Below are 26,096 nucleotides of genomic sequence, written 5' to 3'. Positions count from 1 at the left end.
GCACCTTTCAGGTGCGGGCCCTTTGGTTTGCCTGCTTCCGGTTGGTTCTCGGCTGCCGGTCGGTGGGGGCTTGTCGCGCAGTTCCCCGCGCCCCTGGGGGAGTTGGGGTTGCCCTTCTTGTAGACGTACGGGAATGACCGTGGTCGCTGCGGCGTTGTGCAGAGTGAACACGAGGAGGAGCGGTCACTGTGCTTGATCCGCAGGGTTTGTACGCATGGGAGCCGAAGGGCCTGGCCGTCGTCGACGTGGCGCTGGCGCAGGAGTCGGCCGGTCTTGTCATGCTCTACCACTTCGACGGATACATCGACGCGGGCGAGACCGGCGACCAGATCGTCGACCGGCTGCTCGACACGCTGCCCAACCAGGTGGTGGCCCGCTTCGACCACGACAGGCTCGTGGACTACCGCGCGCGTCGCCCGCTGCTGACGTTCAAGCGTGACCGCTGGACGGATTACGAGGTGCCCACACTCGATGTGCGGCTCGTCCAGGACGCCACCGGGGCGCCCTTCCTGCTGCTGTCCGGACCCGAGCCGGACGTCGAGTGGGAGCGCTTCGCCGCGGCCGTCCAGCAGATCGTCGAGCGCCTCGGCGTCCGGCTGTCCGTGAACTTCCACGGCATCCCCATGGGCGTCCCGCACACCCGCCCCGTGGGCCTCACCCCGCACGGCAACCGCAACGAACTGGTACCTGGCCACCGCAGCCCCTTCGAGGAGGCGCAGGTCCCCGGCAGCGCCGAGGCGCTCGTCGAGTACCGCCTCATGGAGGCCGGTCACGACGTCCTGGGCGTCGCCGCACACGTCCCGCACTACATCGCCCGCTCGCCGTATCCGGACGCAGCCCTGACCGTCCTGGAGGCCATCACGGCGGCCACGGGTCTGGTGCTGCCCGCCATCGCGCACACCCTGCGTACGGACGCCCACCGCACCCAGACGGAGATCGACCGCCAGATCCAGGAGGGCGACGAGGACCTCGTGGCCCTCGTCCAGGGTCTTGAGCACCAGTACGACGCCGCTGCGGGCGCCGAGAGCCGGGGCAACATGCTCGCCGAGCCGGTCGAGATCCCGTCCGCCGACGAGATCGGGCTGGAGTTCGAACGCTTCCTCGCGGAGCGGGAGGGCGAGGCCTGAGCCCTCGTCGGTGCCCTGTCGCGGACGCTGTCAGTGGCAGGCCCTAAGCTGCCGGGCATGCTGACAGTGGGCCTGACCGGCGGCATCGGGGCCGGCAAGAGCGAGGTGTCGCGGCTGCTCGTCGCGCGCGGCGCCGTCCTGATCGACGCGGACCGCATCGCGCGCGAGGTCGTCGCGCCCGGCACCGAGGGCCTCGCGGCGGTCGTCGACGCCTTCGGTACGGAGGTGCTCGCCGAGGACGGCAGCCTGGACCGGCCCAAGCTGGGCTCGATCGTCTTCGCCGACCCGGAGCGGCTCGCCGTACTGAACTCGATCGTGCACCCCCTGGTGGGCGCCCGCTCCCGCGCCCTCGAAGCCACCGCAACCGAGGACGACGTCGTGATCCACGACGTACCGCTGCTCGCGGAGAACGGCCTCAAGTCGCTCTACGACCTGGTGATCGTCGTCGACGTGAGCCCCGAGACCCAGCTCGACCGGCTGGTCCGGCTGCGCGGCATGACGGAACACGACGCACGCGCGCGCATGGCCGCCCAGGCCACCCGCGAGAAGCGCCTGGAGATCGCGGACGTCGTCATCGACAACGACGTACCCCTGGCACGGCTGGAACAGCGTGTAACGGACGTATGGGCGGATCTCGTACGCAGAGCGCGGGCGTCCCAGGAATAGCGTTGCCGCGTCCGGGCGTTGAACCGCCGTAGTGAGGGAAGGACTCAGCCGTGCCCGAGATCAGCGGATGGACCGGACGCACTCCGGAGACGCATGTCATCGACTTCCGTGCGGCCGAGCAGCTGCTCGCCGCGCGTGATCCCCGTGGCGCGGTGAAACTGCTCGACCCCGTGATAGCCGCGCACCCCGAGAACACGGCCGCCCGACTGCTGCGCGCGCGTGCCTTCTTCGCCGCCGCGCAACTGCGCCCCGCCGAGCTGGAGTTCACGATCGTCCTGGAGCGCGAGCCGGACAACGCGTTCGCGCACTTCGCGCTCGCCCGCACCTACGAGCGCCAGAACCGCCGTGACCAGGCCAAGCGCCACTTCCGGCTGGCGGCGGCGCTCGACCCGAACCCGCGCTATCTGGAAGCGGCGCGGTTCGACGACGACTCGCCGTCCTGAGCATTCGCCGTACGCGGGTCCGGTTCTCGTCGGCACGCGCGCGTGCGGGTCACGGGCCGTGCCGCTCGGGTGGCCGGTACGGCGGGATGCCGGGGCCCGGCTGGTAGTGCGGGCCCTGCCTGATGTGGCGGAGGACCACGACCAGGTCGACCGTGACGACCAGCCACAGGACACCGCAGGCAGCGGCCCAGCCCGGGCGTCCGGCGACCGCGAACGCGGCGGTTCCCGCGACCGCCCAGACCAGTCCCCACACGCTCAGCCACAGACGCGCCCGCAGGGCACTGCGCGCTGTCGTCGGCTCACTTCCTGTACGCATCGGGACCATCGCTCCTTCCTGCAACGTACTCTTCGCTCCGGACGTTCACCAAGGGCCGTGGGCCGGACCGCCGGCCGCCGAGACGACCGGGGAGATTGACATGGTGCTGCCGGACGCCGACGACTTTCCCGAGATCCTGCTCGACCTCGCCGTACCCCATGAGGACATCAACGAACTGATCGCCCTGCGAAGGCCGTTGACCCAGGACCCCGCCGCGATGCTGCTCCTGGAGGAGTGCGTCGAGGGACTGGTCCGGGACATGGGGGAGATCGGCGGGGCGGCGCCCTGGGCCGACGAGCGGATCGCACAGCAGTTCACCGGGCAGACGGACGAACGGGCGGACGGGCAGTCGCACAGGCGCGCGGGCGGGGAGACGGAGGCCGCCCTTGGCCGCTGCTTCCCCGCGTACGTGTTCCTCGCGGCGCTTCCGTACGTCCGCGCCCACCACGACGCGCTCGGGATCCCGCCCGAGGTGTCCCGCCGTACGCTCGCCGACCTCGGGCGGAACATGGCCGTGTACCGGAGGAGGTACGGCCGGGGTGGCGTACAGGCACCGCGGTGGGTCGCGCTGCACTTCCACGGGGAGCTGTTCCACCTGGGGCGGCTGCAGTTCCAGCGGGCGAGGGTGGGGGAGCGCACGGCGGGGCTGCTCGCCTCGACCGGTCTGCCCTCGGACCCCGACGCCCTGTGCCTCAGCCTGCACATCCCCGACTTCCACGGGCCGCTGTCCCCGGCCGCCTGCGATCGGTCCATGGCGCTGGCCCTGGACTTCTTCGCGCGGCACTTTCCCGGGGAGCGGTACACGGCCGGGGTCTGCCATTCCTGGCTGCTGGACCGGCAGTTGCAGCGGTATCTCGGGGCGGACTCCAACATCGTCCGCTTCCAGGAACGCTTCCGGATCGCGGGCAAGACGGGTGAGCCGGCCGACACCGAACCGGTCCAGTTCGTGTTCGGCAACCCCGACCTGCCGGTGGCCGAGCTGTCCCGGCGCACGACCGTGGAACGGGCCGTCGGGGACCATCTGCGGGGCGGCGGACACTGGTACATCGGGCACGGATGGTTCCCGCTGCCGACGGGTTGACTCGAACGAGTGAACAGGGGGAGGACGGGAACGGCCGTGCGGGCGTGGGCCGTTGTGCGGGCATGAAACTGGAAATGCGAGAAGGACATCAAGGCACGGGCCCCGGTGCGATCACCCCGGACGGCTGCGCGGTCGAGCTCTACTCCCGGCTGCCCGTCGGGGAGGAACCGGACATCATCGCCGCGGCGGTGCCTCCGGGTGCGCGCATCCTCGAGTTGGGCAGTGGTGTCGGCCGCATGACCCACCCGCTTCTGGAGCGGGGTTTCACGGTGACGGCGGTGGACGAGTCGGCCGAGATGCTGGAGCGCGTCCGGGGAGCGCGCACGATATGCGGCCCGATCGAGGACCTCGATCTGGGCGAGAGATTCGACGTGGTGCTGCTGGCGTCGTTCCTCGTGCACGCCGGGGACGCCGAGGTGCGGCGCGGGCTGCTGCGCACCTGCGCCCGGCATGTCGCCGAGGGCGGCCATGTGCTGATCCAGCGCGAGGGCGCGGACTACCACACCGACCTGCCGCGCGAGCGGGTCGACCCGAGCGGGTTCACGCTGCGGCTGGTGTCGTCGGAGCCGGTCGGGGAGGGCGTCAACTCGGTGCGCGCGGAGTACGAGTTCCCGGACGCGACATGGACACAGACCTTCCTGGCCCGGCCGTTGACGCCGGAGCAGTTCGAGGAGGCGCTGGGGGAAGCGGGGTTGAGAGTGGACCGGTATCTCACGGAGGACGGGATCTGGGTGAGGGCGGTGAGTGCGTGAAGTAGATGGGCGAGCGGGTGAGTGCCGGAGTTCGGGTGGTCAGCCGCGATGAGTTCGGGGCCGGTGCCCGGTCTACCTCTGTGAAAGCAACGCGAACCACTTCACCCAGGAGACCTCCATGTCCACCCAAGTCACTTCCGCCGGGTCCGTGTCCGCTCGTGGCCGACGTGCCTGGATCGCGCTGCGGGCGCTTCAGACAGTCCTCGCTCTCTTCTACGCGTTCGCGAGCGCCCTGCCCAAGCTGATCGCCCACCCGTCGGCCGTCGAGTCCTTCGACCGGATGGGCTGGGGCAGCGCGGGCATGTACACCATCGGGCTCCTCGAACTGGCCGGCGCCGTCGGGCTGTTGATACCTGTGCTGCAGTCGGTGGCAGCGATGGCGCTGAGCGCGCTGATGGTGGGCGCGTTCGTCGTGCAGGTCACCGTCTTCGACGGGCAGTACGCGGCGACACCGCTGATCCTCATCGTGCCGCTCGCCCTCATAGCCTGGGCCCGCCGAGGGCACAACGCGGAGCTGGCGCGAGTGGTGCGGCTGGTGGGGCGACGGGCGTGACGGTTCGGCGACGGTGACGGTAGCGGTGCAGCGCTGAGGTGCCGGGTTCCTGCGGGGCGGCCGGTCGTTACGGGGTGTCGTCGGGGCCCGAGTGGCCGGGCGGTGCGGTGAGGCCCCGTAGGCGTTCCATGTCGCGGCGGTCGCGCTTGGTCGGGCGGCCGGTGCCGCGGTCGCGGATGCCGGCCGGGGCGACGGCCTCGCGGGGCGGCGGCGGAGGGCTGTTGTCCACGTAACACTCCGCGGCGACCGGGGCTCCGACCCGCTTGCGGATCAGGCGCTTCACCACGACGACCCGTTCGTGGCCGGCGGTGCGGAGGCGTACCTCGTCGCCGACGCGCACGGCGTACGCGGGCTTCACTCGCTCACCGTTGACACGGACGTGGCCGCCACGGCAGGCGGTCGCGCCCATGGAGCGGGTCTTCACGAGCCGTACGGACCAGATCCAGCTGTCGATCCGGACGGTCTCGCCGCTCGCCGGACGGGCGGCGTCGGCTGCGGCCTCCGCCGGGGAGGCCACCGCAGGGGAGACCGGTGCCGGGTCCGTGACGGCGCTGTCGTCGGGGTGCGCGCCGCCTTCGGTGCCCGCGTCGTCGGAAGCCATGCCAGATGCCATGCCCTCGACCTTAGTACTCCGGGTCGGGCGGACCGGACGGCTTTTTGTGGTCCGGTGCCCCGGTCCACCGCTCTACGGTGGACGCATGGACACCAGTGATCCGGCCGCACCGACGGGGTCGGCCGGGTCGGCGGCGCTGACCGGGCTCGACGAGCGGATCGCCGGGTGCAGGCGCTGCCCCCGGTTGGTCGACTGGCGGGAGGAGGTCGCCCGTACCAAGCGGGCCGGTTTCGCCGACTGGGACTACTGGGGGCGGCCGGTGCCGGGGTTCGGGCCGGTGGATGCCCGGCTGCTGGTCGTCGGGCTGGCGCCCGCTGCCCATGGCGGGAACCGGACCGGGCGGATGTTCACCGGGGACCGCTCCGGAGACGTGCTGTACGCGGCGCTGCACGAGGTGGGGTCGGCGTCGCAGGCCGCCTCGGTGAGCGTCGGCGACGGGCTCGAACTGTACGGCGTACGCATCACCTCGCCCGTGCACTGCGCTCCGCCCGCCAACAAGCCGACGCCGGAGGAGCGGGACGCGTGCAGGCCCTGGCTGGTGAGCGAGCTGGAGCTGCTCCGGCCGACACTGCGGGCGGTCGTCGTGCTCGGTGCGTTCGGCTGGCAGGCCACGCTGCCCGCCCTCCACGCGGCCGGCTGGAGCGTGCCGCGTCCGCGCCCCGCCTTCGCACATGGGGCGAGGTTCACGCTCGGCGGTGGGCTGCGCCTCTTCGGCTGCTTCCACGTCAGCCAGCGCAACACCTTCACCGGCCGCCTCACGCCGGAGATGCTCCGGGAGGTGCTGCGGGACGCGGCGACCGCCGCAGGCCTCCCGCACCACTGAGAAATTGCTGCGACCGGACCGACGTACGCGCGTTAGGTTGCCCCGATGGGCCTGTATCCGGAGATCGAACCGTACGACCACGGCATGCTCGACGTCGGGGACGGCAACCGCGTCTACTGGGAGGTCTGCGGGAATCCGCGGGGCAAGCCGGTCGTGATGCTGCACGGCGGGCCGGGGTCGGGGGCGAGCCCGAACTTCCGGCGGTACTGCGATCCGGACGCGTACCGGATCGTGCTGCTCGACCAGCGCGGGTGCGGGCGTTCGACACCGCGCGCGAGCGCGTACGACACCGACATGAGCGTCAACACGACGGGCCACGTCATGGCCGATCTGGAGCTGCTGCGGCGGCACTTGGGGATCGGGCGGTGGCTGGTGTGGGGCGTGTCGTGGGGGTCGGTGCTCGGGCTGCGGTACGCGCAGACGCATCCGGAGGTGGTGTCCGAGCTGGTGCTCACCGCGGTCGCGACCGGCTCCGACGCCGAAGTGGCCCTGCTGACCAGGGGCTTGGGGAATCTGTTCCCCGAGGCGTTCGAGAAGTTCCGCGCCGGGGTGCCCGAGGGCGAGCGGGACGGGAATCTGGCCGCCGCCTACAACCGGCTGCTGGAGTCGCCCGACCCCGAGGTACGGGCGCGGGCCGCGCGGGCGTGGACCGACTGGGAGACGGCGATGCTCCCGGCCCCGCCCCGTTCCGTACCGCGCTACGAGGACCCGGAGTTCCGCATGGGCTTCGCCCGGACCGTCACCCACTACTGGGGTGCCGACCACTTCCTGGGCGAGGGCAACGAGGGCGCGCACGGCGTCGTACTGCGTGACGCGCATCTGCTCAAGGACGTCCCCGGCACGCTCGTCCAGGGCAGCCTCGACCCCGGGAACCTGCTCGGCACGGTATGGCGGCTCCATCACGCCTGGCCCGGCAGCGAGTTGATCCTCGTCGACGAGGTGGGGCACAACGCGGGGGCGCCGGGGATGGTGGACGAGCTGGTGGCGGCGACGGATCGGTACGCGGCTCGGGGTTGACCGGCTGAGCGGTCGGTCGGCCGGTCAGCGGCGGTTGCGGCGGGTGCGGGCCCGGGTGCGTTCGCCCTCCGACTGGACGAACTGGAGTTCCAGCGTGGGCGGGGGAGGGGCGATGCCCGGGCCGCCCGCCTCCGCCCAGCCGATTATCTCCTCGGTGCAGTCGTCGCCCATCGACCAGCCGATCCACACCGCCTTGCCGCCACGCCTGCGGCCCTCGCCCGACGGCTGGACGACGATGATGTTCGCCTGGTCGCAGGGGCCGAGGCAGTCCGACGTACGGACGGCGAGGCGTCCGGCGGAGGCGGTGGCCGCCGCGCGGAGGCGTTCCAGCTGCCAGTCGTGGTCGTAGCCGGGGTGCTTGCGCGGGTCGCCGCAGCAGCAGCCGCGGCAGACGATCAGGGTGCAGGGGCGGTTGCGGGCGGCGCCGATCACCGTGGGGGCGGTCACAGGTCGCCTTCCGTTCCGAAGAGGTGCCGTACCGTCGAGCGGTGGTTGGCCTGGACGTGGGTCAGGGCGTGGGCGCGGGCCCGCGCCGGGTCGCCGGATGCGATCGCCTCGTACAACTCGCGGTGTTCGGTGAGGAGTTGGGGCCACTCCTCGTTGCGGCGGGTGAGCCAGCGCAGTCGGCCGTCGACCGGTTCCATGACCGAGATCAGCAGGCTGTTGCCGGCGGTGGCCAGGATGCGGTCGTGGAAGCGGGTGTTGATGTCGGTGATCGTCTCCGCGTCGCCGGCGGCGGTCGCGGCGGCGGCCCGGTCGAGGAGTTCCGCCAGTTCGGCCAGGTCCGCCGGGGTCGCGCGGGACGCGGCGAGGCCGGACGCGTAGACCTCCAACGCCTCGCGCAGTTCGAAGAGTTCGGCCACGTCGGTCGGGGTGAGACGGCGTACGACCGTGCGGCGCGGGGTCTCGAAGTGGACGAAGCCCTCGGCGACCAGGGCGCGGATCGCCTCGCGGACGGGGACCCGGGAGACCCCGAAGCGCTCGGCCAGTTCGCGTTCGACCAGCCGGTCGCCGGGGCCGAGGCGGCCCGCGATGATCTCCTCCCGCAGGGCCGTCAGGACGCGCTCGCGCACCGCTCCGAGCGGTTCGATCTTCGTCATGGGCCCATCTTCGCCGACCCGGGCGGGTTTTACGGAGCCGTAACGGGGCGGACATCGGTCCGGACTCTTGACGGGAGGAGCATGTGCGCAGTTTGGTATACCAAACACGCGGCCAGCTTTCCCTCTCTGCTCTACTCTGCTCCGATCTGCTCCCCTTTGTCGTCCCCTCGCCCATGGAGCCCCCGTGTCCCTCGCCGATCGTGCCGAAGTCACCGGTACCCCAGCATTCGTCCCCGATCCCCGGCTCACCAACGAAGACCTCGCGCCCGCGGGCAAGCGCAACTGGAAGGTCTTCGACCTCTTCGCGATGTGGATGTCGGACGTCCACAACCTCGGCAACTACACGTTCGCGGCGGGCCTGCTGGTCCTCGGTATGAACGTCTGGCAGATCTTCACCTCCCTCCTCGTCGGCTTCGTGATCATCTACGTCGGCATGAACTGGATGGGGAAGATCGGCCAGCGGCACGGCGTTCCGTTCCCCGTCGTCAGCCGGATCAGCTTCGGGGTGTGGGGCGCCAACATCCCCGCGCTGATCAGGGCCGTCATCGCCATCATGTGGTACGGCATCCAGACCTACCTGGCCTCCGTCGCCGTCAACGTCATGCTGCTCGCGGCCTGGCCGGGCCTCGAATCGTGGACGCACAACTCGTTCCTCGGGCTGGACGCGCTCGGCTGGCTGTCCTTCGTCTCCCTCTGGCTGGTCCAGGCGCTGATCATCAGCCAGGGCATGGAGTCGGTCCGCAAGTTCCAGGACTTCTGCGGTCCGGCGATCTGGCTGGTCATGATCGCGCTCGCCGTCTGGGTCCTCTCCAAGGCCGGCTGGACCATCTCGCTCACCTCCACCCCGAACCCGGTCTCCGTCGGCGAGCAGTGGCGGCAGTGGTTCGGCGCGATCGGGCTGATCCTCGCCACGTACGGCACGCTGATGCTCAACTTCTGCGACTTCTCCCGCTTCGCGCCCGACTACCGGACCGTCAAGCGCGGCAACTTCTGGGGCCTGCCCTTCAACTCGACCGCCTTCGTGATCGTCTCGGTCATCGTCACGGCCGGTTCGATCGAGGTGTTCGGCGAGGCCATCACCGACCCGGCGGAGCTGGTCGCCAAGGTCGGCAACACCTGGGTGCTGGTGCTGGCGGCGCTGACCTTCGCCATCGCCACCATGGGCGTCAACATCGTCGCCAACTTCGTCTCACCCGCGTACGACCTGGCCAACGTCTGGCCGCAGAAGATCACCTTCAAGGTCGGCGGCATGATCAGCACGGTCGCCGCGCTGGTGGTGACCCCGTGGAACCTCTTCTCCAACCCCACGGTCGTCCAGTACTTCCTCGGCGGCCTCGGCGCCTTCCTGGGACCGCTGTTCGGTGTGATCATGCTCGATTACTTCTGGGTCAAGAAGGGCCGCATCGACGTCGACGAACTGTTCGACGCGCGGCCCGGCTCCCGCTACTACTACCGCAAGGGCGTCAACCCGAAGGCCCTGTGGGCGTTCCTGCCCGCGGCCGGCGTCGCGGCGGTGCTCGCCCTGGTGAAGGACTTCAGCGACGTGGCCCCGTACTCGTGGTTCATCGGCACGGCGCTGGCGGCGGGCCTGTACGCGCTGCTGTGCCGCGACGAACGGGCCGAGGCGGTCGCTGCCACGGACACGCCGTCCGCTTCCGCTTCGGCTGCTGCGGAGGGCTGAGCGTGCGGATCGTCGTCACCAACTGCAACACCACGCAGGGGATGACCGAGGAGATCGTACGAGGTGCCCGGGCCGCAGCAGGCCCGGGCACCACCGTGCGTGGACTCACCCCCGCGTGGGGGCCCGAGTCGGCGGAGGGCTGGCTCGACAGCTACCTCTCCGCCGCCGCCGTCCTCGACACCCTGCGGACCTACGAGGGTCCGTACGACGCCGTCGTGATGGCCGGGTTCGGCGAGCACGGGCGGGAGGGTGTACGGGAGTTGGTGGACGTCCCCGTCGTCGACATCACCGAGGCCGCCGCGCACCTCGCGTGTCTGCTGGGACGGCGGTACGGGGTCGTCACCACGCTCGAACGGTCGTGCGGCCAGATCGAGGACAGCCTCGACACGGCGGGCGTCGGCCGGAACTGCGCCGCCGTCGTCGGCACCGGCCTCGGCGTCCTCGACCTCGGCGACGACCGCCGCACCGAGGAGGCGTTCGTCGCGGCGGCAGAGCGGGCGGTGGCGGCCGGTGCCGAGGTACTGGTCCTGGGCTGCGCGGGAATGACCGGACTGCAGCGTGCGGTGGGGGAGAAGCTGGGGCTGCCGGTCGTCGACGGGGTGGGCGCGGCGGTCAAGTTGGCGGAGTCGCTGGTCGCGCTGGGGCTGACGACGAGCCGGTCGGGGAGCTACGCGAAGCCGTTGCCCAAGAGGCGGGAGTGGGGGCGGGTGGGGGAGTGAGGGTGGGCCTTGCCGGGAGCCGTCGACGGGAGTCCGTGGCCGCCGGTGGGCGCCGGTGGGGTGATCTTGGGGCGGCTCGGTGGGGCCGTGCGCGGTGCGGGGCGGCGGTGACCGCAGACTCCGGGGAGGTCTGATCGTCGTCGCGGGCGTGGCTCGTCGGCGGCGGGAACGGAGTCGCCGGTGCCCAGGTCGCGCACAACGCCCAGATCGATCACCTTGCCCAAGTGGTTGCCGAGGGGGCTCGTCGTCGTCCTGCTCGTGGGCGGCTGCTGCGTGGGGGCGCTGGGGGGCGGGAACGTCCGTACGACGAGGGCGAGCGCGGGTACGAGCACGGGTGCCGACGCCGACGTCGGTGTCGGGAAGCAGGCCGGTGGAGCCAAGGGAGCTGCCGTCGAGCCGCTCTGGGTGGACCCCCGGTCGAGTGCGGCGCGGCAGGCCCTGGAGTGGCGGGCCGTCGGGCGGGGTGCGGACGCCGCGCTGATGGACCGTATCGCGAGCCGTCCGCAGGCCGAGTGGGTGACCGGGGCGAGCCCTCGGGCCACCGTCCAGGCGGTCACCACGACCGCCGCGCGCGCCGGGCGGACGGCCGTGCTGGTGGCGTACGACGTCCCGGGCCGGGACTGCGGCCAGTACTCCGGCGGCGGTGCCCTGACCGCGTCGAACTACCGCACATGGGTGGACGAGTTCGCGGCCGGACTCGGCGACCGGAGTGCCTATGTGATCGTCGAACCGGACGCCGTCGCCCAGGTGGTCGCGGGCTGCGCCCAGGTCGTGGCGAAGGACCGCTACGCGCTGCTCGCGTACGCCGTCGAGCGGATCAAACGGCAGCCGCACGCGCGCGTGTACCTCGACGCGGGCAACTCCGGCTGGATCCCGGAGCCGGCACGGCTCGTCGAGGCGTTGCGCGCGGCGGGCGTGGGACAGGCCGACGGCTTCGCCCTGAACGTCTCCAACTTCCAGACGGACCAGGCGAGTTCCGCCTACGGCGACGCCCTGTCGAAGGCCCTCGGTGGCAAGCACTACGTCGTGGACACCAGCCGCAACGGCAACGGCCCCTACACGAGTACGGACCCGGCGGCGGACGCGGAGTCGTGGTGCAATCCGCCGGGACGTGCCCTGGGGACACCGCCCACGACGGTCACCGGCCACCCTCGACTCGACGCCCACCTGTGGATCAAACGGCCCGGCGAGTCCGACGGCACCTGCCGGGGCGGCCCGGCGGCCGGTCAGTGGTGGCCGTCGTACGCCCTCGAACTCGCCCGCAACGCACGGCAGTGAGCGCGGGGTCGCGGGCCCGGGGCGCGTCACGGCTGCCGGACGTCCGGAGCGGGCTCCGGCTTCCGGACGTCCGCAGTGCGTCACGGCTGCCGAACGTCCGGGGCGCGTTACGGCCGCCAGACGTACCGCACATCCGGCTCGCGCTCCTCGTTCCCGCTGCCGTCCGTGTGCTCGACGGCGACGAAGCCGTGGCGTTCGTAGAAGCGGTGGGCGGGCTTGTTGACCTGGAAGGTCCACAGGCTCAGCCCACCCGGGCCGCGCTCCTTCGCGAGGGCGACGAAGAGGTCCCCGAGGCCGCAGCCGCGCCGGTCCGGCAGCAGATACAGCTGGGAGATCTCCGCACCGGCGAGCACCATCACACCGACGATCCCGCCCCCGTCCGACGCCTCCGCGACCCAGGTCTCGCGATGCGGCACCACCACGTCCCGGAAGTAGTCCCGGACCTCCCCGTCGGACCGGGGCCAGGCGACGGTCGGCAGCGCGGCGGCCCTGGACCGCAGCAGCACATCGGCCGCGGCACCGGCATCGCCGGGTACCGCACGGCGGAGGGTGAACTTCGGGGCTGGGGACGAGAGCGATGGGGTGGTCACGGGGGCGGAGCCTGTCAGAGGCGGCGGGGCGGGCGCACCTGGATTTACCGGGGTTCGCCGTCACCGACCGGTTCCGTGTCTCACTCCGGGCTCACCTCCTCCATCTCCTCCTCCGCCACGTCCGGGACTGCGGCAGTCGCCGTGATCTCCACCAACTGGCCCGTGTAGCCGAGGCAGGCCACCCCCAGCAGGGTCGACGAATGCGGCCCGACGGCGAGGCCGGACGCCTCCACGACCTCCCAGACGGCGGCCAGCACCCCGGGCTCGCCGCTCACGACGTACACATCGGTCGCCAGGACATGCGCGAAGTCGCTGCCCACCGCCCGCAGTTGCTCGCCCAGGTTGACGATCACCTGCTCGGCCTGGCGTACGGGATCGCCCGCGCCCACGATCCGCCCCGCCGCGTCCAGCGGCACGGAACCGGCGAGAAACGCGAGCCGCGTACCCGCCTCGACGACGGAGGCGTGGGAGTAGGTGGGCGGCGGGAACAGACCGGGGACGACGACACGCTTGAGCACGGCGGGCTCCTGGAGTTGGCGGGTGGTGGGGCGCAGGGTCGGGTGAGGGCGGGGTCGGGGTCGGGGTCGGACACATGACCACCCGCCGATCATGCGGATGTCGGGCGGTGCTCGCACCCGGATTTACCTGCTCCCGGGCGCGTCCAGAACTGCGTCAGCCGCCTGGCGCATGCGTCGACCTGCCGTACAGCCCGGTCAGCCGCCAGCCGTCGTCGCGTGCCGTCGCCTCGAAGGCCTCGATCCTCCGTGCCAGCCCCTCCGGGTCGCCGATGTCGCACCAGCGGCCCGTGAGCGCCTCGGCCCATTCCTCCTCCCCTCTCACCAACGGCAGTCCGCGCACCGCGAGATGCAGTGCGAGTGTCGAGCGTGCGTAGTGGCGGACGGCGTTCAGTTCGTCGCGGGTACGGGCGTACTGATCCGTCTCCCGGAGTCGTAGCCGTCCGTCGACGGCGTCGGCGACGAGCAGCGGGACCAGGGGGCCGGGCGTGCACGCGCCCTGGGCGTCCGTCGCCGGGTCCGCTGTCAGGAACGTCAACTCGGCTCCGTTCTCCCGGACTTCGTACCGGGGCAGGTACGACAGCCGGGCGAGTCCCAGCGCGTGCTTCCACGACGTCACCCACAGGCCCCGGTTGAGGTAGTAGCGGACGCTGCGCTGCCAGGTCCAGCAGGTGTCGAGGCGGAAGCCGTGCAGGTTCTCGGCGCGGCAGGCCTCGTACACCGTGTCCAGGGCCGACGAGGCGAGGCCGTGGCGCCGGGCGACGGGATGGACGTACAGCGACGACACGCGCAGTGAGCCCACCCCGCTCGGCCAGGTGTCCACGGCGATGGTCCCGAGCGGCCCCCTCAGCCGCCCGAGCCCGCCACAACTCAGCCTGGCGCCACCCGACCCGTCACCACGCAGTCTGCCAACGGTCCGGCCACCGGCCCTGTCCTCAGGTGTGTCCCAGATCCAATACCTCCTGCAGAAGTCGTCGTTGTGTTCGTACTCCCGTCCGGACGCCCCCAGCCGGACACGTAACCGCTTCTCCTGCGCGGGCGTGAGCGAGTCCGGGTCGGTGCACTCGCCGAGGGCGCCCTCGGCGAGTGAGGCCAGGTCCCAGCGGCCGAACCGGTGTGCTTCGGCCGGGCCTACCGGGCGCAGGCCGGGGCGGGCCGACAGGCGCTCGTGCACGCGCAGGGCGAGATCGTCTTCCATGGGCGGAGCGTAGGGACGCGGGCGGTGTGTCTGTCCGGTCCCGGAAGGGATCTCGTCGGCGGGTTCACCTTGGCGACTGACCCGCTCATTGAGCGCGTGTTTGCCTCTCGCACTCCTGTTCAAGCGCCGGATACGCCTCGGCGATGGCCGCGCAGATGCGTCGGCGCAGCAGTTCCTCGGCCTCGGCCCGGCCGGAGTCCCGTTCGCCTCCCGGCATACCGTCCAGGAGTTGGCGGTAGTGGCTCATCCGGTGCCGCAGATAGTCGACCTTCCAGGGGGTCAGGGAAGCGCGGCCGGCCTGGCCCGTCTGCCGTGCGGTGTCCCCGTCCGTCGGCTCGATCCGGGCGCCGGTCACCGCCTCCTGTCGCGCCCGGTGCTCCACCGCCCGCAGGGCCAGTTTGCCCGGCTCCAGGCGCGGTACCTCGATCGGCTCCGTCCTGATCCGCTCCAGGATCTCCAGCCGCCGTCGCCGTACGGCGTTCCGCACCGCTTCCGAGCGCCGCGCCGAGGACTCCGCCACCCTCTGGAACTCGTCGCTCAGCTCGGCCGCCTCGACCCGCTCGGCCCGGTACAGCCGGACCTGCGGCGCCGCCCTCAGCCGTGGATTCGCGCTGAGGCGGTCCGGTGTCCCGAGCAGCCGGTGCACCATCCCGCCGGACCACCCGCGAGCCCGCAGCCCCGCCAGCGAGACGTACCGCTGCCCGTCCTCCTCATGTACACCCGCGTGGTCATCGCGCTCGGAGCCCTGGTCCTCCAGGCTCCTCCCGTCAGACCCCGACCGGTTCTTCCCGTGACTTTGCCCGTGACTCTTTCCTTGGCTTTTTCCGTGGCTCTTCTCGTAGCCCCGACCGTCGGCATGGCAGGCCATGGCCACCTCCCCCGTAGTTCAGTCGTGACGCTCTGTGACGACTGAACCCATTGAAGCGCCCACCACTGACAATCACCCGAGCCGCACCCGAAACCGCACCCGGGCCGGCAGTCGTCCGCCCGCCCTCAACTACCGTCAGGAGGGCTCTGACCTGCGGGGGGGGTGCCCCAATCCGCGACCCAGCCCCGGCGACCGAGGCGCCGGCAAGTCGATCAGGTCGCTGACGCCCGCCACCTCCTGCAAGGTCCGGGCCAGCGACACCAGCGTCTGGCGGACCGCCGCGATCTCCGAGCGCAGAGCGTCCGCATGCTCCCACGACCGTTCGTACGCGACCGGGTCGACGTCCGCGGGCCGCCTCGACTCGTACGCGGTCAGCCGGGGATGCCAGGAGGCGAGCAGGGGGCGCAGCACACGGTTGAGGACCGTGACGGCGAGGACGCCGAAGCTGACGTGGCCGGGGGCGAGCGGCGGCGCGATGTCGGGGCCGTAGCGGCGCAGGATCTCGCGGGTCGTGCCGAAGAAGGTGTATAGGGACGACAGCGCCTCGCGCAGAAACCCCTCGTCACGGTCGAGTTCCTCGACCGACACCCTGGTGACCAGCTCCAGATACAGCTCCCAGGCCGCGCTGCGCTCCGCGTCGACCGGGACCCAGGTGCCCGAGATCTCGCCGACGAACGGAATCGACAGTGTGGCCGTTATCTGCGCCGGACCGCTCGGTCCGCGTCGCCTGCGCTGCCTGCGTCTCATGATCGCCCTCCCCGCACTCACAGTAGGGTAAGCCGTCGTGTGGGACGTCTTCCTCAGTTACAGCCGCGGTGATGTGGACCGGGTGCGTCCGCTGGCCCGGGCGCTGCGCGGCGGCGGGCTCTCCGTGTTCACCGACGAGACCGGAGTCGCGTCCTTCGCCGGCATCAGCGACACGATCCGGCGCGAACTGGCCCGCTCCAAGGCCCTGCTGGCCTACTACTCCACCGGCTATCCGGAGCGCGAGGCCTGCCAGTGGGAGCTGACGACCGCCTACCTCGCGGGACTCGGCGAGGGCGATCCGCGCCGCCGCGTCATGGTCGTCAACCCCGAGCACGGAACCGGCCACATCCACCCCGTCGAACTGCGGGACGCCCGCCACCCCTCCGCCGCCGACCCGGACGCCCTGGTCGCCGACGTACGCGAACACGTCGGCCGGCTCGACGGACCGATGCCGGTCAGGGAGTACGGCGCGGCGCGCCGTACCCGGGCAACGCCCGAACCGTTCCCCGAGTTCCTCGGCAGGCTCCCCGAACTGTGGCAGGTGCACTCCGCGTTGCACGCCCACTCCGCACCCCTGGTCACCGGCCGAGCTGTCGCCCACGCCGTACAGATCCGCGGTATGGCGGGCATCGGCAAGACCCGGCTCGCCCAGGAGTACGCGCTGCGCTTCGAGGCGGCGTACCCCGGAGGCGTGTACTGGCTGGGCGGCGCGTCGTACGACGAGTTCGAGGCGCGGTACGCGGAGTGCGTCGAACAGGCCGAACGCGCCGAACAGGCCGAACGCGCCGAACACGCCGACACCGGCGAACCGTTCCTCTGGGTCGTCGACGGGATCCCCGAGGCCCGGCTCGCCACCCGCGACCTCGCCCGCCTCGCCGCACCCCGCCCCGGCGGCCACACCCTGTTCACGCTGCGCAGCCGCGCGTACGACGGACTGGGCACCCCCGTCGACCTGGGACCGCTCGACGCGGCACACGCGCGCGTGCTCGTCGGCGACGACGTGCTCGCCCAGGCGGTCGGCGGACATCCGGGCGCCCTCGACCTGCTCGGCCGGGCGGTCCGCGCGGGACACGGCCCCCGGTCCCTGTACGACCGGCTGCACGGACCGGGCCCGTCTCCCCTCGACTCCCCCCTCGACACGCCCGCAGACAGCAAGGGCGCCGAGGGGACCGCGCGTGTGACGGCGTCCCTCGTCCGGGACGTCGACACCCCGGACGCGGCCGACGTACTGCGCTGCGCGGCGGCCCTGCACCCGCTGCCGCTGAGCGTCGACGACGTGGCCGCCGTATTGGCCGCGACCGACGCCGTCCCCTATGTCGTCGCCCACCGGCACGCCGCGAACGGCATCGCCGAACTGCGCGTACGCGGCCTGCTGGGCCCCGCCCCCGAGGACCGCTGGCAGCCGCACCCCGTCACCCTGCACGCCTGGCGGCACCACGACCCCGCCCCCTCCCGCGCGGAGACCCTGCGGCACACCGCCCTGCGCACCCTGTGCGGACGGCGCGACCCGGTTACGCTGGCCTTTCCCGGAAGCCGGAGGGAGGTCCCCATGGCGGCACCCAGCGAGTCGGAGCGGATGGCGGCCTTCGACATCCAGGTCGAACTGGTCACCCGTATCGGCGTGCAGGAACTGGCGCCCGGCACCGGCAGCCTCCGCGAGGCGCTGACCTCGCTCAAGTCGCTGATCGACTTCACGCGCGGCACGCTGCACACGTACAGCATCGGCCTCGAACCGGGTTCGACGGCCGGCGCCGTGACGGTGCAGAGCCTGGCGTACGCCCTGATCAACGACACGATCCGGCCCTTCACCACCACCTGGCACCCCCGCCTCGCCGCGCACGAGACCGGCCGCCCGGCCGCCGTCGCCCCCCTCGACCACGAGTCCGCCTGGCCCGAGGCCCCCGCCATGCGCACGGAACTCAGCGCGCTGCGCGAGCCCTTGGTGCGCATCGCCGCCGGGTTCGGCGGAATCTCGGGTGCGGACTTCGGCGTTCCGGCCGCAGGCTAGGGGCGTACGGGGGCACGGCGCCGACATCCCGTACGCGGGCACACGAGAGCGCACGAGGACGGGGAGGCCGCACATGAGCATGTCGACGGACGACCAGGACTTCGCCGGCCGGAGTCTTCTCGACCGGACCCTCTCCGACCAGGCATTCCTCGACCGGGTCGCCGACCGGCTCGACGGTCTGCCCGGCGTCCGTGCCGTCGCCCTCGGCGGCTCGCGCGCGCAGGGCACGCACCGGCCCGACAGCGACTGGGATCTCGCCGTGTACTACCGGGGTGCCTTCGACCCCGCCGATCTGCGCGCGGTCGGCTGGGCGGGCGAGGTGTCCGGGATCGGCGGCTGGGGCGGCGGGGTGTTCAACGGCGGGGCCTGGCTGACCGTCGAGGGGCGACGGGTCGACGTCCACTACCGCGAACTCGACGTGGTCGAGCACGAATTGGCCGAGGCGGAGGAGGGACGCTTCCGGGTGGAGCCGCTGCTGTTCCATCTCGCCGGGATCCCCAGCTATCCGGTCGTCGCCGAACTGGCCGTCAACGAGGTGCTGCGCGGACAGCTGCCCCGACCGCCCGCCTACCCCGAGAGGCTCCGGCACACCGCGCGCGAACGCTGGTACGGCACCGCCCGCGCCACCCTCGCGTACACGAGGGCCAACCACGCGCCCGGGGACCGCCGTACGGAGGTCGCGGGCGCCATCGCGGTCGCCGCCATGCAGGCCGGGCACGCGGTGCTGGCCGCGAAGGGGGAGTGGGTGACCAACGAGAAGCGGCTGCTGGAGCGGGCGGGCCTGCGGGGCGTGGACGACATCATCGCCTCGCTCGGCGATCCGTCGGAGCGGGCCGGCGCGCGTGCCGTGGACGACGCCGCGCTGCTCTTCGGAGTGGCCGACCGGAATTCGGGCACCCGGAAATAGTCCCTTGGGGCGATGGTTTCTTGGGCCGACCGTCTGGTCGTCACGCCTCCGGCCGTTCGTCCCTTTCGTTCCCCGACCGGCGTTGCGTTCATAAAGAACGCGGCTTTCCGGAGAACCGTCACTTCCCCGAAATACTCGCGTCCCGTCTCCTCCGGCATCCCGATCTACGGTGGACACCACAGCCCGGCCATCGTCGCCCGAAGGCAACGCACCCCCGCCCTCGTCACGACAGGAGCCCCGTGCCACGCCCCCGCAGCACCCGTCCGCGTCTCGCCCTGCCGCCCTGGCTCGCCCACGCGCTGCGCGCCCAGCGCGGACCCGTGCCCTGGAACGCGGTTGTCCGGGGTGCGCTGTCCGCCGGGCCACTGCTGCTGGCCGGGGTGCTCGCCGACCGCACCTCCCTGGGTGTCGTCGCCGCGCTCGGCGCCATGCTCGCCGGGATCAACGACCGGCCGGGCAGCAGGCGTTCCTCCATCAGGCGCCTCGGCGTGCCCGCGCTGGCCGGGGCTGCCGGACTGATCGTCGGAACATACGCCGGACAGCAGTTCGGCGCCGTACCGCTGACCCTCGTCCTCACCGCCCTCGGCCTCCTCGCGGGCGGTATCAGCGCCGTGGGGCCCGTCGCGTCCGGCGCCGGTACGCAACTGCTCGTCGCCGCCGCCATCGGGGCCGGGATGCCGCTGCCCGAGCCGGGCTGGGAACGGGCGCTGTTCTTCGTCGCGGGCGCGGGCTGGCTGCTCGCCCTGCGCCTCGCGCTGCCCACACCAGGCGCCGGAGCCGGTGACTTCCGCTTCGACGGGGAACGGGCCGCCGTGGCCGCCGTGTACGACGCCGTCGCCCACCTCCTCGACGCCGCCGGGACCGACGAGGCCGGCCCCCGGCGCGTCGCCCTCACCGCCGCCCTCGACCACGCCCAGGACGCCCTCGGCGGACCCCGACTGCGCCGGTACGCCACCTCCGCGGACGAGCGCCGGCTGCGCACCCAGTACGCCGCCGCGCTGCCCCTCGCCGAGGCCGCGACCGCCCTCGCCTGGAGCGGGGACGCCCTCCACGCGCGCGTGGCCGAAGGACCCCGGCGCCTCGCCGCCGCCGTACGGACCAACTCGCACACCGGGCCGCTGCCCGCCCCCGCCCGCTCCGCACCCGGGCTGCGCGCCCTCGACGACGCCCTGCTGCACGCCGCCGACGCCTTCGACGGGGGCGGCCACACGGACGACCTGCACAAGCGGCGCCGTACTCTCCCCGCCCTGCTGCGCACCGCCGTCGACTCCGGCGGGCGCGAGTACGGACTGCGGGTCGGGCTGTGCTTCGGGGCCGGCGCGGCCGTCGCGCAGACGGCGCACCACGACCACTGGTACTGGATTCCGGCCACCGCCGTCTTCCTCGTCAAGCCCGACCTCGGACCGCTCGTCTCGCGCGTCCTGTGCCGGGCGGCGGGCACCGTCCTCGGGGCCGTCCTCTTCGCGGGCCTCGCCGCCGTACTGCCCAGACCCGAGGGGCTCATCGCGCTCGTCGCCCTGAGCGGCGCGCTGATCCCCGTGGCCACCCGGCACTTCGCCGCACAGACCGCCGTCGTCACGGTGCTGGTGCTCGCCCTGGTGATGGTCGGCGGGGAGCCCCAGGCGTCGTGGAGCCGGATCTTCGAGACCCTGGTCGCCTGTGCCCTCGTACTCGTCGTCGGACATCTGCCGATGCCCGGACAGCGCGGCGGCGGCGTACGGTCGCGGCTGGCGCGGGCCGCCGAGGCCGCGCAGGCCTACCTCCAGCATGTGATGAGCGGCTCCGACGACCGGCAGGCACGCTGGGTGCTGCGCCGCGAGGCCTATCGCGCGCTCGCCGAGGCCCGTACGGCCATCGCGCACTCCGCGGCCGAACTGCCCGCCCTGGCACGGCACACCAAGGGCACGGAAGAGGTCGCCGCCACACTCGAACGACTTGTCGACACGACGACCGCCTGTGCCGTGCACCTCGACGACACAGGCAGCCTCACCCGCCGGCACACCGAACACCTCACCGAACTCCTGGACGAACTCGCCGAGCGCCGTGAGCGCGCGGGGCTGCGCGTGCGGGCGTCGGGGGTGGGGGAGACGCCTCTCGCGGGCTGAGCACCACTTCGCGTGGGGCGATCCGTATCCATCGGGCGTGGTGCGGGACCGGTGCGCCTCGCCCGCGCTGCGAATGCGTGTCCCGCGCGCGTGAGGCGCCGGGCGCGGGCTGAGGACGGGACGCCACCCGCGTCGGCAGAGGACGGCTCGGCGTCAGCGAACCCATGCGTGTCCCGCGCGCGGGTGAGACGCCACCCGCGTCCGCCGGGGACGGCTCCGCGTCAGTCGATCCGCACCCACACGGGCGCGTGGTCCGAGCCCGGGGCGCCGCGCCGGGCCTCCGGGTCCGGGCCGACCGACGGGAGGGCCGGTGCGCCGCTCCCGGGCAGGCCCGTGCCCGCCTCCGTCGTGCGGTGGACCAGACGGTGGCTCAGGAGGACGTGGTCGATCAGTTCGCGGCGGCCGGAGTTGATCCGCGAATAGCGCTGATCGGCCGGAATCAGCGGGGCCACGTCCCACAGGCGGGTCGCGTCGCCCTTGTCGTCGTGTTCGTAGCCGGGCGTGCCGATCTCCGAACCGGGCGGGCCGAGCAGGATCTGCGTGGTCGCCGCCCGCACCTCGTCGTTCAGGTCGCCCAGGACCGCCACGTCGCGCGTGCGACCCTCGTCGGCCAGCAGGTCGTCCGCCAGTGCCCGCAGCGCGGTCGCCTCGGCCGTGCGCCGGTACAGGGCGTACGCGCCGTAGCGGGCCCGTTCGCCCTCGTCGCGCGGGTGGAAGCGGCCGTTCGGGTAGGACAGCAGCTTGGACTTCAGATGGGCCACCGCCGCCCGCAGCGGGCCGCCCTCGGTGTCCGCCGCCACGGCCAGGAAACCGCGGCCCGTGACCGACGCCGCCGGGCCGGAGTCATCCACCTGCACCGGACGCAGTTTCGCCGGAAACACGTTCGTGTCGGCGACCACCTCGAACGGCACGCGGCCCAGGAAACCGACCCGGATGCCCCGGCTGTCCGGGAGCCGCGAGGTCGCGACACCCCAGCCGTCGCCCAGCAGGCCAACCAGGTCGTGCAGCGCCTCCACGTCCCCGACCTCCTGGACGGCGAGCAGCGTCGGGTCGAGTTCCGTGATCACGGCGGCGAGGGCGGCCAGCTTCGCCTCGTACGCCGTCCTGTCCTTCGGGCCGAACGGCCCGCCCGGGCGGTAGAGGTTCTCCAGGTTCCAGGTGGCGACGATCATGCCGGGTTCCCCCTCAGGTCCAGCGATCTCCGGCAACTCGCGGCACGTTCCGGTGAGTTACGGCCGTTGTGTCCCGTTGTGCGTCCAGGGTGCCCGCGTCGCCGCCCCGGCGACAGGGCGACGCGGGGATGCGCGGTTCACGTCATCCACCGGTACGACCGCGTCGTACGGTGGCCGTATGACGCCATCTCCCGCCGCTCCGGCGGATCTCGTCATCACCGGCTGCACCGCCCTCCGCCACACCGGCACCGGCTCCGGCTCCGGCTCCGACGAGCGGATCGAGTTCGCCGAGGACACCTCGATCGTCGTACGCGGAGGTGTCATCGAGGCGATCGGCGTGGACATCGAACTCCCGGACGCCGTGGAGCGCATCCACGCGCGCGGGCAGGTCGCCATGCCCGGGCTCGTCAACTGCCATACGCACGCCCCGATGGTCGCGCTGCGCGGGATCGCCGAGGACCTGCCCACCGAGGAGTGGTTCAACGACGTCGTCTGGCCGATCGAGTCCAACCTCACCGCCGTCGATGTAGAGCTGGGCGCGAAGTTGGCCTGCGCGGAGATGATCCGCGGTGGGGTCACCTGCTTCGCCGACCACTACTTCTCGATGGACACCGTCGCCGCCGTGGTCGAGGAGTGCGGGATCCGCGCGCACCTCGGTGAGGCCTACTTCTCCTCGCAGGGGCCCCAAGGGCGGGAGAAGTCGCTGGAGTTCGCGCTGCGGCACCGGGGGCGCGCGGGCGGCCGTATCACCACCGCCCTAGCCCCGCACGCCCCCTACACCGTCGATGACACCGCCCTGGCCGCTACCGCGGACCTCGCCCGCGAACACGGCCTCCCTGTGCACATCCACGCCGCCGAGAACCGCGACCAGACCGAGGCCAGCCTCGCCCGGCACGGCCGTACCCCCATCGAGATCCTGGCCCGCACCGGCATCCTCACCGGCGACCTCGACGTCCTCCTCGCGCACGGCACCGGCATCGTCGAGCGCGACCTCCCCGTCCTGGCGCGCACGAACGGACGTACGGCCGTGGCGACCGCGCCCCGCGGCTACCTCAGGTTCGCCTGGCCGACCACCACCCCGGTGCGCGCCCTGCGCGGGATCGGCGTCCCTGTGGGGCTCGCCACCGACGGGGCCGCCTCCAACAGCTCGCTCGACGTGTGGGAGTCGATGGCGCTCACCTCGCTGATCCAGAAGTCGACCGAGGGCGACCCCCGCTGGCTGACCTCCCGGCAGGCCCTGCACCACGCCACGCTGCAGAGCGCGCGGGCCGTGGGGTTCGGCGGGCGGATCGGCAGCCTCGCGCCGGGCCTGCGGGCCGACATCGTCCTCGTCGACCTCACCGGGCCGCACACCCAGCCCGTGCACGACCTCGCCGCCACCCTCGTCCACAGCGCCCGCTCGTCGGACGTACGGACGACGATCGTCGACGGCCGGATCCTCATGCGCGACCGCGAGCTGCTGACCCTCGACGTACCGGAAATCGTCCGGGAACTGGGAGAGCGGCTGCCCGCGCTCGTCGACCGCAGCCACGGACGGCGCATCCAGGAGTACGGCACCTGAGAATTTTTCTCCGGGCGGCGATGAGTTCCGTGCGCCCCGCCGGTCCACCCCCGAGAACGGACCGTTCCACGACGGGGACCTGGAGGGGCGATGACACTTCCGCGGATCGTTTCGCGCGAAGAATGGCGGGCGGCACGCGAGGCGTTGCTGGTCAAGGAGGAGGTCGTCACGCGCGCGCGTGACGCGCTGAACGCCGAACGGCGCGAGCTGCCGATGGTCGCGGTCGACGACGAGTACGTGTTCGAGGGCGGCGAGGGCAAGGCCACCCTGCCCGACCTCTTCCAGGGCCGCCGCCACCTCGTGGTCCACCACTTCATGTTCGCCCCCGAGTGGGACGAGGGCTGCGCGGGCTGCTCGGAGTTCCTCGACAACGTCGGCCACCTGGCACACCTGTGGGCCCGCGACGCCTCGTTCGCGGTCGTGTCCCGGGCGCCGTACACCCGCATCCTGCCCTTCAAGGCGCGCATGGGGTGGACGGTGCCCTGGTACTCGTCGTACGGCAACGACTTCAACCGCGACTTCCAGGCGACCTCGGAGGACGCGGGGGAGGACGTCGAGTGGTCCGGCGTCAGCTGCTTCCTGAAGGAGCGCGACCAGGTCTTCCACACCTACTCGGCGTACGGCCGCGCCCTCGAAGGCCTGGGCTCGGCGACGAGCTTCCTGGACCTCACCCCCCTGGGGGCGACCGACGGCCACGCGCGCGTGCGGCGTCACGACGAGTACGAGGACTGATGCGCAGAGCGACAAAAGAGGTGCCGGAGGATGTAACAGGGTGAGGTCATCCTCACATCCGCCGGTGAACGAGTGTCAACTACGTCTCAGTACGGTCACTCGGCGAGGCCTTTTCCCCATGATGAGCGTTTAACTCTACGAGATCAGCGCTACATGGAGGTGCAGGGTGAACGGGCGAAAGGTGCTCGAACGCTTTCCCGCCGGCGGGCCGCGCGGTTCCTGGCCCGCCGAGGAGTTCGCACAGGCGTGCCGTCTGGCGGGCCAGGCCGCGGAGGTCGTCATGGACCTCGCGACGGACACGTTCCTGGTGGTCGTGCCGGGCGGCTCGGCGGGGGAGTGAGGCCGCTCAGGCGCTGATCGGCCTCGACCAGGTCGGGGTCGTCCCCGTGACCTGGCACAGGGCCAGGTAGAGCGGTATCGGCGGGGTGTACGGCAGGGTGTCCGCCGGGCGGTGCAGCAGGGACGGCACGCGCGGGGCGTCGAGGATCACCGCTCCCGTGGCGTAGTGCGAGGGGGCGGGCCACTCCAGGGCGTAGTCGGAGTCGGCCGGGACCAGCCACCACCAGCGGCCCGCGTCCGCGTACACACAGCCCACGCGCGGCAGCCGGGGCAGTATCCGTGGGCCGAAGCGGGCTGGCACCGCCACCGCGTCACAGCCCAGGGGCGCGGTCATGCCGTCCGGTATCGGAAGGCGCAGAGGGGTTCCTGCCCGGGGCGGGGTGTGCAGGCCGCGCTTCATGCGCACCAGCGTGTCCATGCTGACGACCCGGCCCCCCGCGGACGTACCCCTCACACCCATTCGGCCTCTGTCCCCGTCCCGGTCGTCGCGTGGCGTGGAAACCGGTGCCGCCCGTGGTGCCCGTCCTGCGCCTGGGCGTCGTCGGCCGGTTCCGGTTCCGGGTCGCCCGGCGGACCCGGGCGGGGCGGCGGAGCGCCCCACCCGAGGTCGCCGCGGGCCGCTGTGCCGTCCTGGGCGTCGACGTCCGCGTCGGCGCGGCGGGCGAGCTCCGCCCAGACCAGCAGCCCCGGACCGTGTTCCTGGGCACCCCAGGCCCTGCACATGGCCTCGACGAGGAGCAGCCCCCTCCCCTGCTCGTCCTCGGGGCGCTGCGGCGACTGGTGGGGCACACCAGGGGCGCAGCCCTCGTCACGCACCGCTATGCGCACCAGGTCGTCCCCGTCGTGCAGCTCGCAGACTATGTGGCTGCTCGCGGTGTGCACGATGGCGTTGGTGACCAGCTCGGTGACGACCAGAGCCGCCGTGTCGCAGGTGTCCTCGCAGACCGACCAGCCCGTGAGCCGGGCCCGCGTCAGGCGACGGGCCTGCGCGGGCGAGCCCGGATGGGCGGCCAGCTCGAAGCGGAACCGGCGCTCGTCCGCCGTACCGGGGCGCAGCGAGGCCGCTGCCCCGGGACCGGGGCGGTCCGCGGCGGCGTCTGTTCCTAAGGGCGGGGACGGGATCACGCTTGCCACTATCTCCCCGCCGTGAACACTTGGCAAGTGTCACTCTGAAAAATGCAGAGT

The 26,096-nt window shown here is 72.3% G+C and carries 29 protein-coding genes; 17 read left to right on the top strand and 12 right to left on the bottom strand.

Features of this window, described 5'->3' with window-relative positions; genetic code table 11:
- Window positions 1-188: 188 nt before the first annotated feature.
- The 3 genes from CW359_RS33375 to CW359_RS33365 are packed head-to-tail and all read left to right on the top strand — an operon-like array spanning window position 189 to window position 2,236.
- The gene (locus CW359_RS33375; RefSeq protein WP_105973941.1) at window positions 189-1,127 is read left to right on the top strand and encodes a PAC2 family protein; all 939 of its coding nucleotides are present in this window, start codon (window positions 189-191) and stop codon (window positions 1,125-1,127) included.
- A gap of 57 nt (window positions 1,128-1,184) precedes the next feature.
- The gene (gene coaE, locus CW359_RS33370) at window positions 1,185-1,793 is read left to right on the top strand and encodes a dephospho-CoA kinase (RefSeq protein ID WP_105973940.1); all 609 of its coding nucleotides are present in this window, start codon (window positions 1,185-1,187) and stop codon (window positions 1,791-1,793) included.
- 50 nt (window positions 1,794-1,843) lie between these two features.
- A complete protein-coding gene (locus tag CW359_RS33365; RefSeq protein WP_105973939.1) occupies window positions 1,844-2,236 on the top strand; it encodes a tetratricopeptide repeat protein in 393 nt (130 codons plus the stop codon).
- 49 nt (window positions 2,237-2,285) lie between these two features.
- Here the strand turns inward: CW359_RS33365 and CW359_RS33360 are convergent, their stop codons facing one another.
- A complete protein-coding gene (locus CW359_RS33360) occupies window positions 2,286-2,561 on the bottom strand; it encodes a DUF6343 family protein (RefSeq protein WP_105973938.1) in 276 nt (91 codons plus the stop codon).
- Window positions 2,562-2,655: 94 nt separating this feature from the next.
- Here CW359_RS33360 and CW359_RS33355 point away from each other — a divergent pair, with 94 nt between their 5' ends.
- From CW359_RS33355 to CW359_RS33345, 3 genes are all read left to right on the top strand, one after another.
- A complete protein-coding gene (locus CW359_RS33355) occupies window positions 2,656-3,633 on the top strand; it encodes an acyltransferase domain-containing protein (RefSeq protein ID WP_105973957.1) in 978 nt (325 codons plus the stop codon).
- A gap of 74 nt (window positions 3,634-3,707) precedes the next feature.
- On the top strand, window positions 3,708-4,385 hold the full coding sequence (locus CW359_RS33350) for a class I SAM-dependent methyltransferase (protein ID WP_105973937.1): 678 nt from the start codon (window positions 3,708-3,710) through the stop codon (window positions 4,383-4,385).
- Between the two features lie 118 nt (window positions 4,386-4,503).
- Entirely contained in the window at window positions 4,504-4,938 is a 435-nt protein-coding gene (locus tag CW359_RS33345) for a DoxX family protein (RefSeq protein ID WP_105973936.1), read from the top strand.
- Window positions 4,939-5,005: 67 nt separating this feature from the next.
- Here CW359_RS33345 and CW359_RS33340 read toward each other — a convergent pair whose 3' ends face one another.
- A complete protein-coding gene (locus tag CW359_RS33340) occupies window positions 5,006-5,539 on the bottom strand; it encodes an RNA-binding S4 domain-containing protein (protein ID WP_408647545.1) in 534 nt (177 codons plus the stop codon).
- 97 nt (window positions 5,540-5,636) lie between these two features.
- Here CW359_RS33340 and CW359_RS33335 point away from each other — a divergent pair, with 97 nt between their 5' ends.
- Window positions 5,637-6,374, top strand: a complete 738-nt coding sequence (locus tag CW359_RS33335) for a uracil-DNA glycosylase (RefSeq protein WP_105973934.1) — start codon at window positions 5,637-5,639, stop codon at window positions 6,372-6,374.
- 45 nt (window positions 6,375-6,419) lie between these two features.
- Window positions 6,420-7,391 (top strand): prolyl aminopeptidase, encoded by a 972-nt coding sequence (gene pip / locus CW359_RS33330; RefSeq protein ID WP_105973933.1) that lies wholly within the window; start codon window positions 6,420-6,422, stop codon window positions 7,389-7,391.
- A gap of 24 nt (window positions 7,392-7,415) precedes the next feature.
- Here the strand turns inward: pip and CW359_RS33325 are convergent, their stop codons facing one another.
- Together CW359_RS33325 and CW359_RS33320 are read right to left on the bottom strand one after the other, a co-directional pair.
- Window positions 7,416-7,838: a hypothetical protein gene (locus tag CW359_RS33325; RefSeq protein ID WP_105973932.1), complete on the bottom strand. Its 423-nt coding sequence runs from the start codon at window positions 7,836-7,838 to the stop codon at window positions 7,416-7,418.
- A complete protein-coding gene (locus CW359_RS33320) occupies window positions 7,835-8,491 on the bottom strand; it encodes a GntR family transcriptional regulator (protein WP_105973931.1) in 657 nt (218 codons plus the stop codon). Before CW359_RS33320 ends, CW359_RS33325 begins: the two co-directional genes overlap by 4 nt.
- Window positions 8,492-8,675: 184 nt before the next feature.
- On the opposite strand from CW359_RS33320, the gene CW359_RS33315 reads away from it, so the two are divergent.
- From CW359_RS33315 to CW359_RS33305, 3 genes are all read left to right on the top strand, one after another.
- Window positions 8,676-10,172: an NCS1 family nucleobase:cation symporter-1 gene (locus CW359_RS33315; RefSeq protein WP_105973930.1), complete on the top strand. Its 1,497-nt coding sequence runs from the start codon at window positions 8,676-8,678 to the stop codon at window positions 10,170-10,172.
- Between the two features lie 2 nt (window positions 10,173-10,174).
- Window positions 10,175-10,891 carry an aspartate/glutamate racemase family protein gene (locus CW359_RS33310; RefSeq protein WP_105973929.1) on the top strand — a complete coding sequence of 239 codons (717 nt, stop codon included), beginning with the start codon at window positions 10,175-10,177 and terminating at the stop codon, window positions 10,889-10,891.
- Window positions 10,892-11,071: 180 nt separating this feature from the next.
- Window positions 11,072-12,169, top strand: a complete 1,098-nt coding sequence (locus tag CW359_RS33305) for a glycoside hydrolase family 6 protein (RefSeq protein ID WP_232838721.1) — start codon at window positions 11,072-11,074, stop codon at window positions 12,167-12,169.
- A 107-nt stretch (window positions 12,170-12,276) separates the two neighbouring features.
- Here the strand turns inward: CW359_RS33305 and CW359_RS33300 are convergent, their stop codons facing one another.
- The 5 genes from CW359_RS33300 to CW359_RS33280 all read right to left on the bottom strand — a co-directional run bounded on the left by CW359_RS33300 (window position 12,277) and on the right by CW359_RS33280 (window position 16,087).
- Window positions 12,277-12,759, bottom strand: a complete 483-nt coding sequence (locus tag CW359_RS33300; RefSeq protein ID WP_105973928.1) for a GNAT family N-acetyltransferase — start codon at window positions 12,757-12,759, stop codon at window positions 12,277-12,279.
- Window positions 12,760-12,839: 80 nt separating this feature from the next.
- The gene (locus tag CW359_RS33295) at window positions 12,840-13,277 is read right to left on the bottom strand and encodes a RidA family protein (RefSeq protein ID WP_105973927.1); all 438 of its coding nucleotides are present in this window, start codon (window positions 13,275-13,277) and stop codon (window positions 12,840-12,842) included.
- Window positions 13,278-13,431: 154 nt separating this feature from the next.
- Window positions 13,432-14,472, bottom strand: coding sequence for a GNAT family N-acetyltransferase (locus tag CW359_RS33290; protein ID WP_105973926.1), 1,041 nt, complete (start codon window positions 14,470-14,472; stop codon window positions 13,432-13,434).
- Window positions 14,473-14,557: 85 nt separating this feature from the next.
- The gene (locus CW359_RS33285; protein ID WP_232838720.1) at window positions 14,558-15,121 is read right to left on the bottom strand and encodes a hypothetical protein; all 564 of its coding nucleotides are present in this window, start codon (window positions 15,119-15,121) and stop codon (window positions 14,558-14,560) included.
- Between the two features lie 354 nt (window positions 15,122-15,475).
- Window positions 15,476-16,087 carry a hypothetical protein gene (locus CW359_RS33280; protein WP_105973924.1) on the bottom strand — a complete coding sequence of 204 codons (612 nt, stop codon included), beginning with the start codon at window positions 16,085-16,087 and terminating at the stop codon, window positions 15,476-15,478.
- A 37-nt stretch (window positions 16,088-16,124) separates the two neighbouring features.
- Between CW359_RS33280 and CW359_RS33275 the strand changes: the two genes are divergently transcribed.
- From CW359_RS33275 to CW359_RS33265, 3 genes are all read left to right on the top strand, one after another.
- Window positions 16,125-18,095 (top strand): tetratricopeptide repeat protein, encoded by a 1,971-nt coding sequence (locus CW359_RS33275; protein WP_105973923.1) that lies wholly within the window; start codon window positions 16,125-16,127, stop codon window positions 18,093-18,095.
- Between the two features lie 79 nt (window positions 18,096-18,174).
- Window positions 18,175-19,002, top strand: a complete 828-nt coding sequence (locus CW359_RS33270; RefSeq protein ID WP_105973955.1) for a nucleotidyltransferase domain-containing protein — start codon at window positions 18,175-18,177, stop codon at window positions 19,000-19,002.
- A 239-nt stretch (window positions 19,003-19,241) separates the two neighbouring features.
- Complete coding sequence (locus CW359_RS33265) at window positions 19,242-21,107, top strand: FUSC family protein (protein ID WP_105973922.1); 1,866 nt, start codon at window positions 19,242-19,244, stop codon at window positions 21,105-21,107.
- 221 nt (window positions 21,108-21,328) lie between these two features.
- Here CW359_RS33265 and CW359_RS33260 read toward each other — a convergent pair whose 3' ends face one another.
- The gene (locus CW359_RS33260) at window positions 21,329-22,279 is read right to left on the bottom strand and encodes an endonuclease/exonuclease/phosphatase family protein (RefSeq protein ID WP_105973921.1); all 951 of its coding nucleotides are present in this window, start codon (window positions 22,277-22,279) and stop codon (window positions 21,329-21,331) included.
- A 178-nt stretch (window positions 22,280-22,457) separates the two neighbouring features.
- Between CW359_RS33260 and CW359_RS33255 the strand changes: the two genes are divergently transcribed.
- The 3 genes from CW359_RS33255 to CW359_RS33245 all read left to right on the top strand — a co-directional run bounded on the left by CW359_RS33255 (window position 22,458) and on the right by CW359_RS33245 (window position 24,912).
- Window positions 22,458-23,840, top strand: coding sequence for an amidohydrolase (locus CW359_RS33255; RefSeq protein ID WP_105973920.1), 1,383 nt, complete (start codon window positions 22,458-22,460; stop codon window positions 23,838-23,840).
- Between the two features lie 90 nt (window positions 23,841-23,930).
- The gene (locus CW359_RS33250; RefSeq protein ID WP_105973919.1) at window positions 23,931-24,572 is read left to right on the top strand and encodes a DUF899 domain-containing protein; all 642 of its coding nucleotides are present in this window, start codon (window positions 23,931-23,933) and stop codon (window positions 24,570-24,572) included.
- 166 nt (window positions 24,573-24,738) lie between these two features.
- Window positions 24,739-24,912, top strand: coding sequence for a hypothetical protein (locus CW359_RS33245; protein WP_105973918.1), 174 nt, complete (start codon window positions 24,739-24,741; stop codon window positions 24,910-24,912).
- Between the two features lie 6 nt (window positions 24,913-24,918).
- On the opposite strand, the gene CW359_RS33240 is transcribed toward CW359_RS33245, so the two are convergent.
- Window positions 24,919-25,371: a hypothetical protein gene (locus CW359_RS33240; protein ID WP_105973917.1), complete on the bottom strand. Its 453-nt coding sequence runs from the start codon at window positions 25,369-25,371 to the stop codon at window positions 24,919-24,921.
- A complete protein-coding gene (locus tag CW359_RS33235; RefSeq protein WP_105973916.1) occupies window positions 25,362-26,045 on the bottom strand; it encodes an ATP-binding protein in 684 nt (227 codons plus the stop codon). The genes CW359_RS33240 and CW359_RS33235 overlap by 10 nt, the downstream gene beginning before the upstream one ends.
- Window positions 26,046-26,096: the final 51 nt, after the last annotated feature.

The organism is Streptomyces geranii (genome assembly GCF_002954775.1).
GTDB classification, from domain to species: Bacteria; Actinomycetota; Actinomycetes; order Streptomycetales; family Streptomycetaceae; genus Streptomyces; species Streptomyces geranii.
Note: the sequence above shows the minus strand (reverse complement) of the source record. Positions and strands in the feature narration are given on the sequence as shown.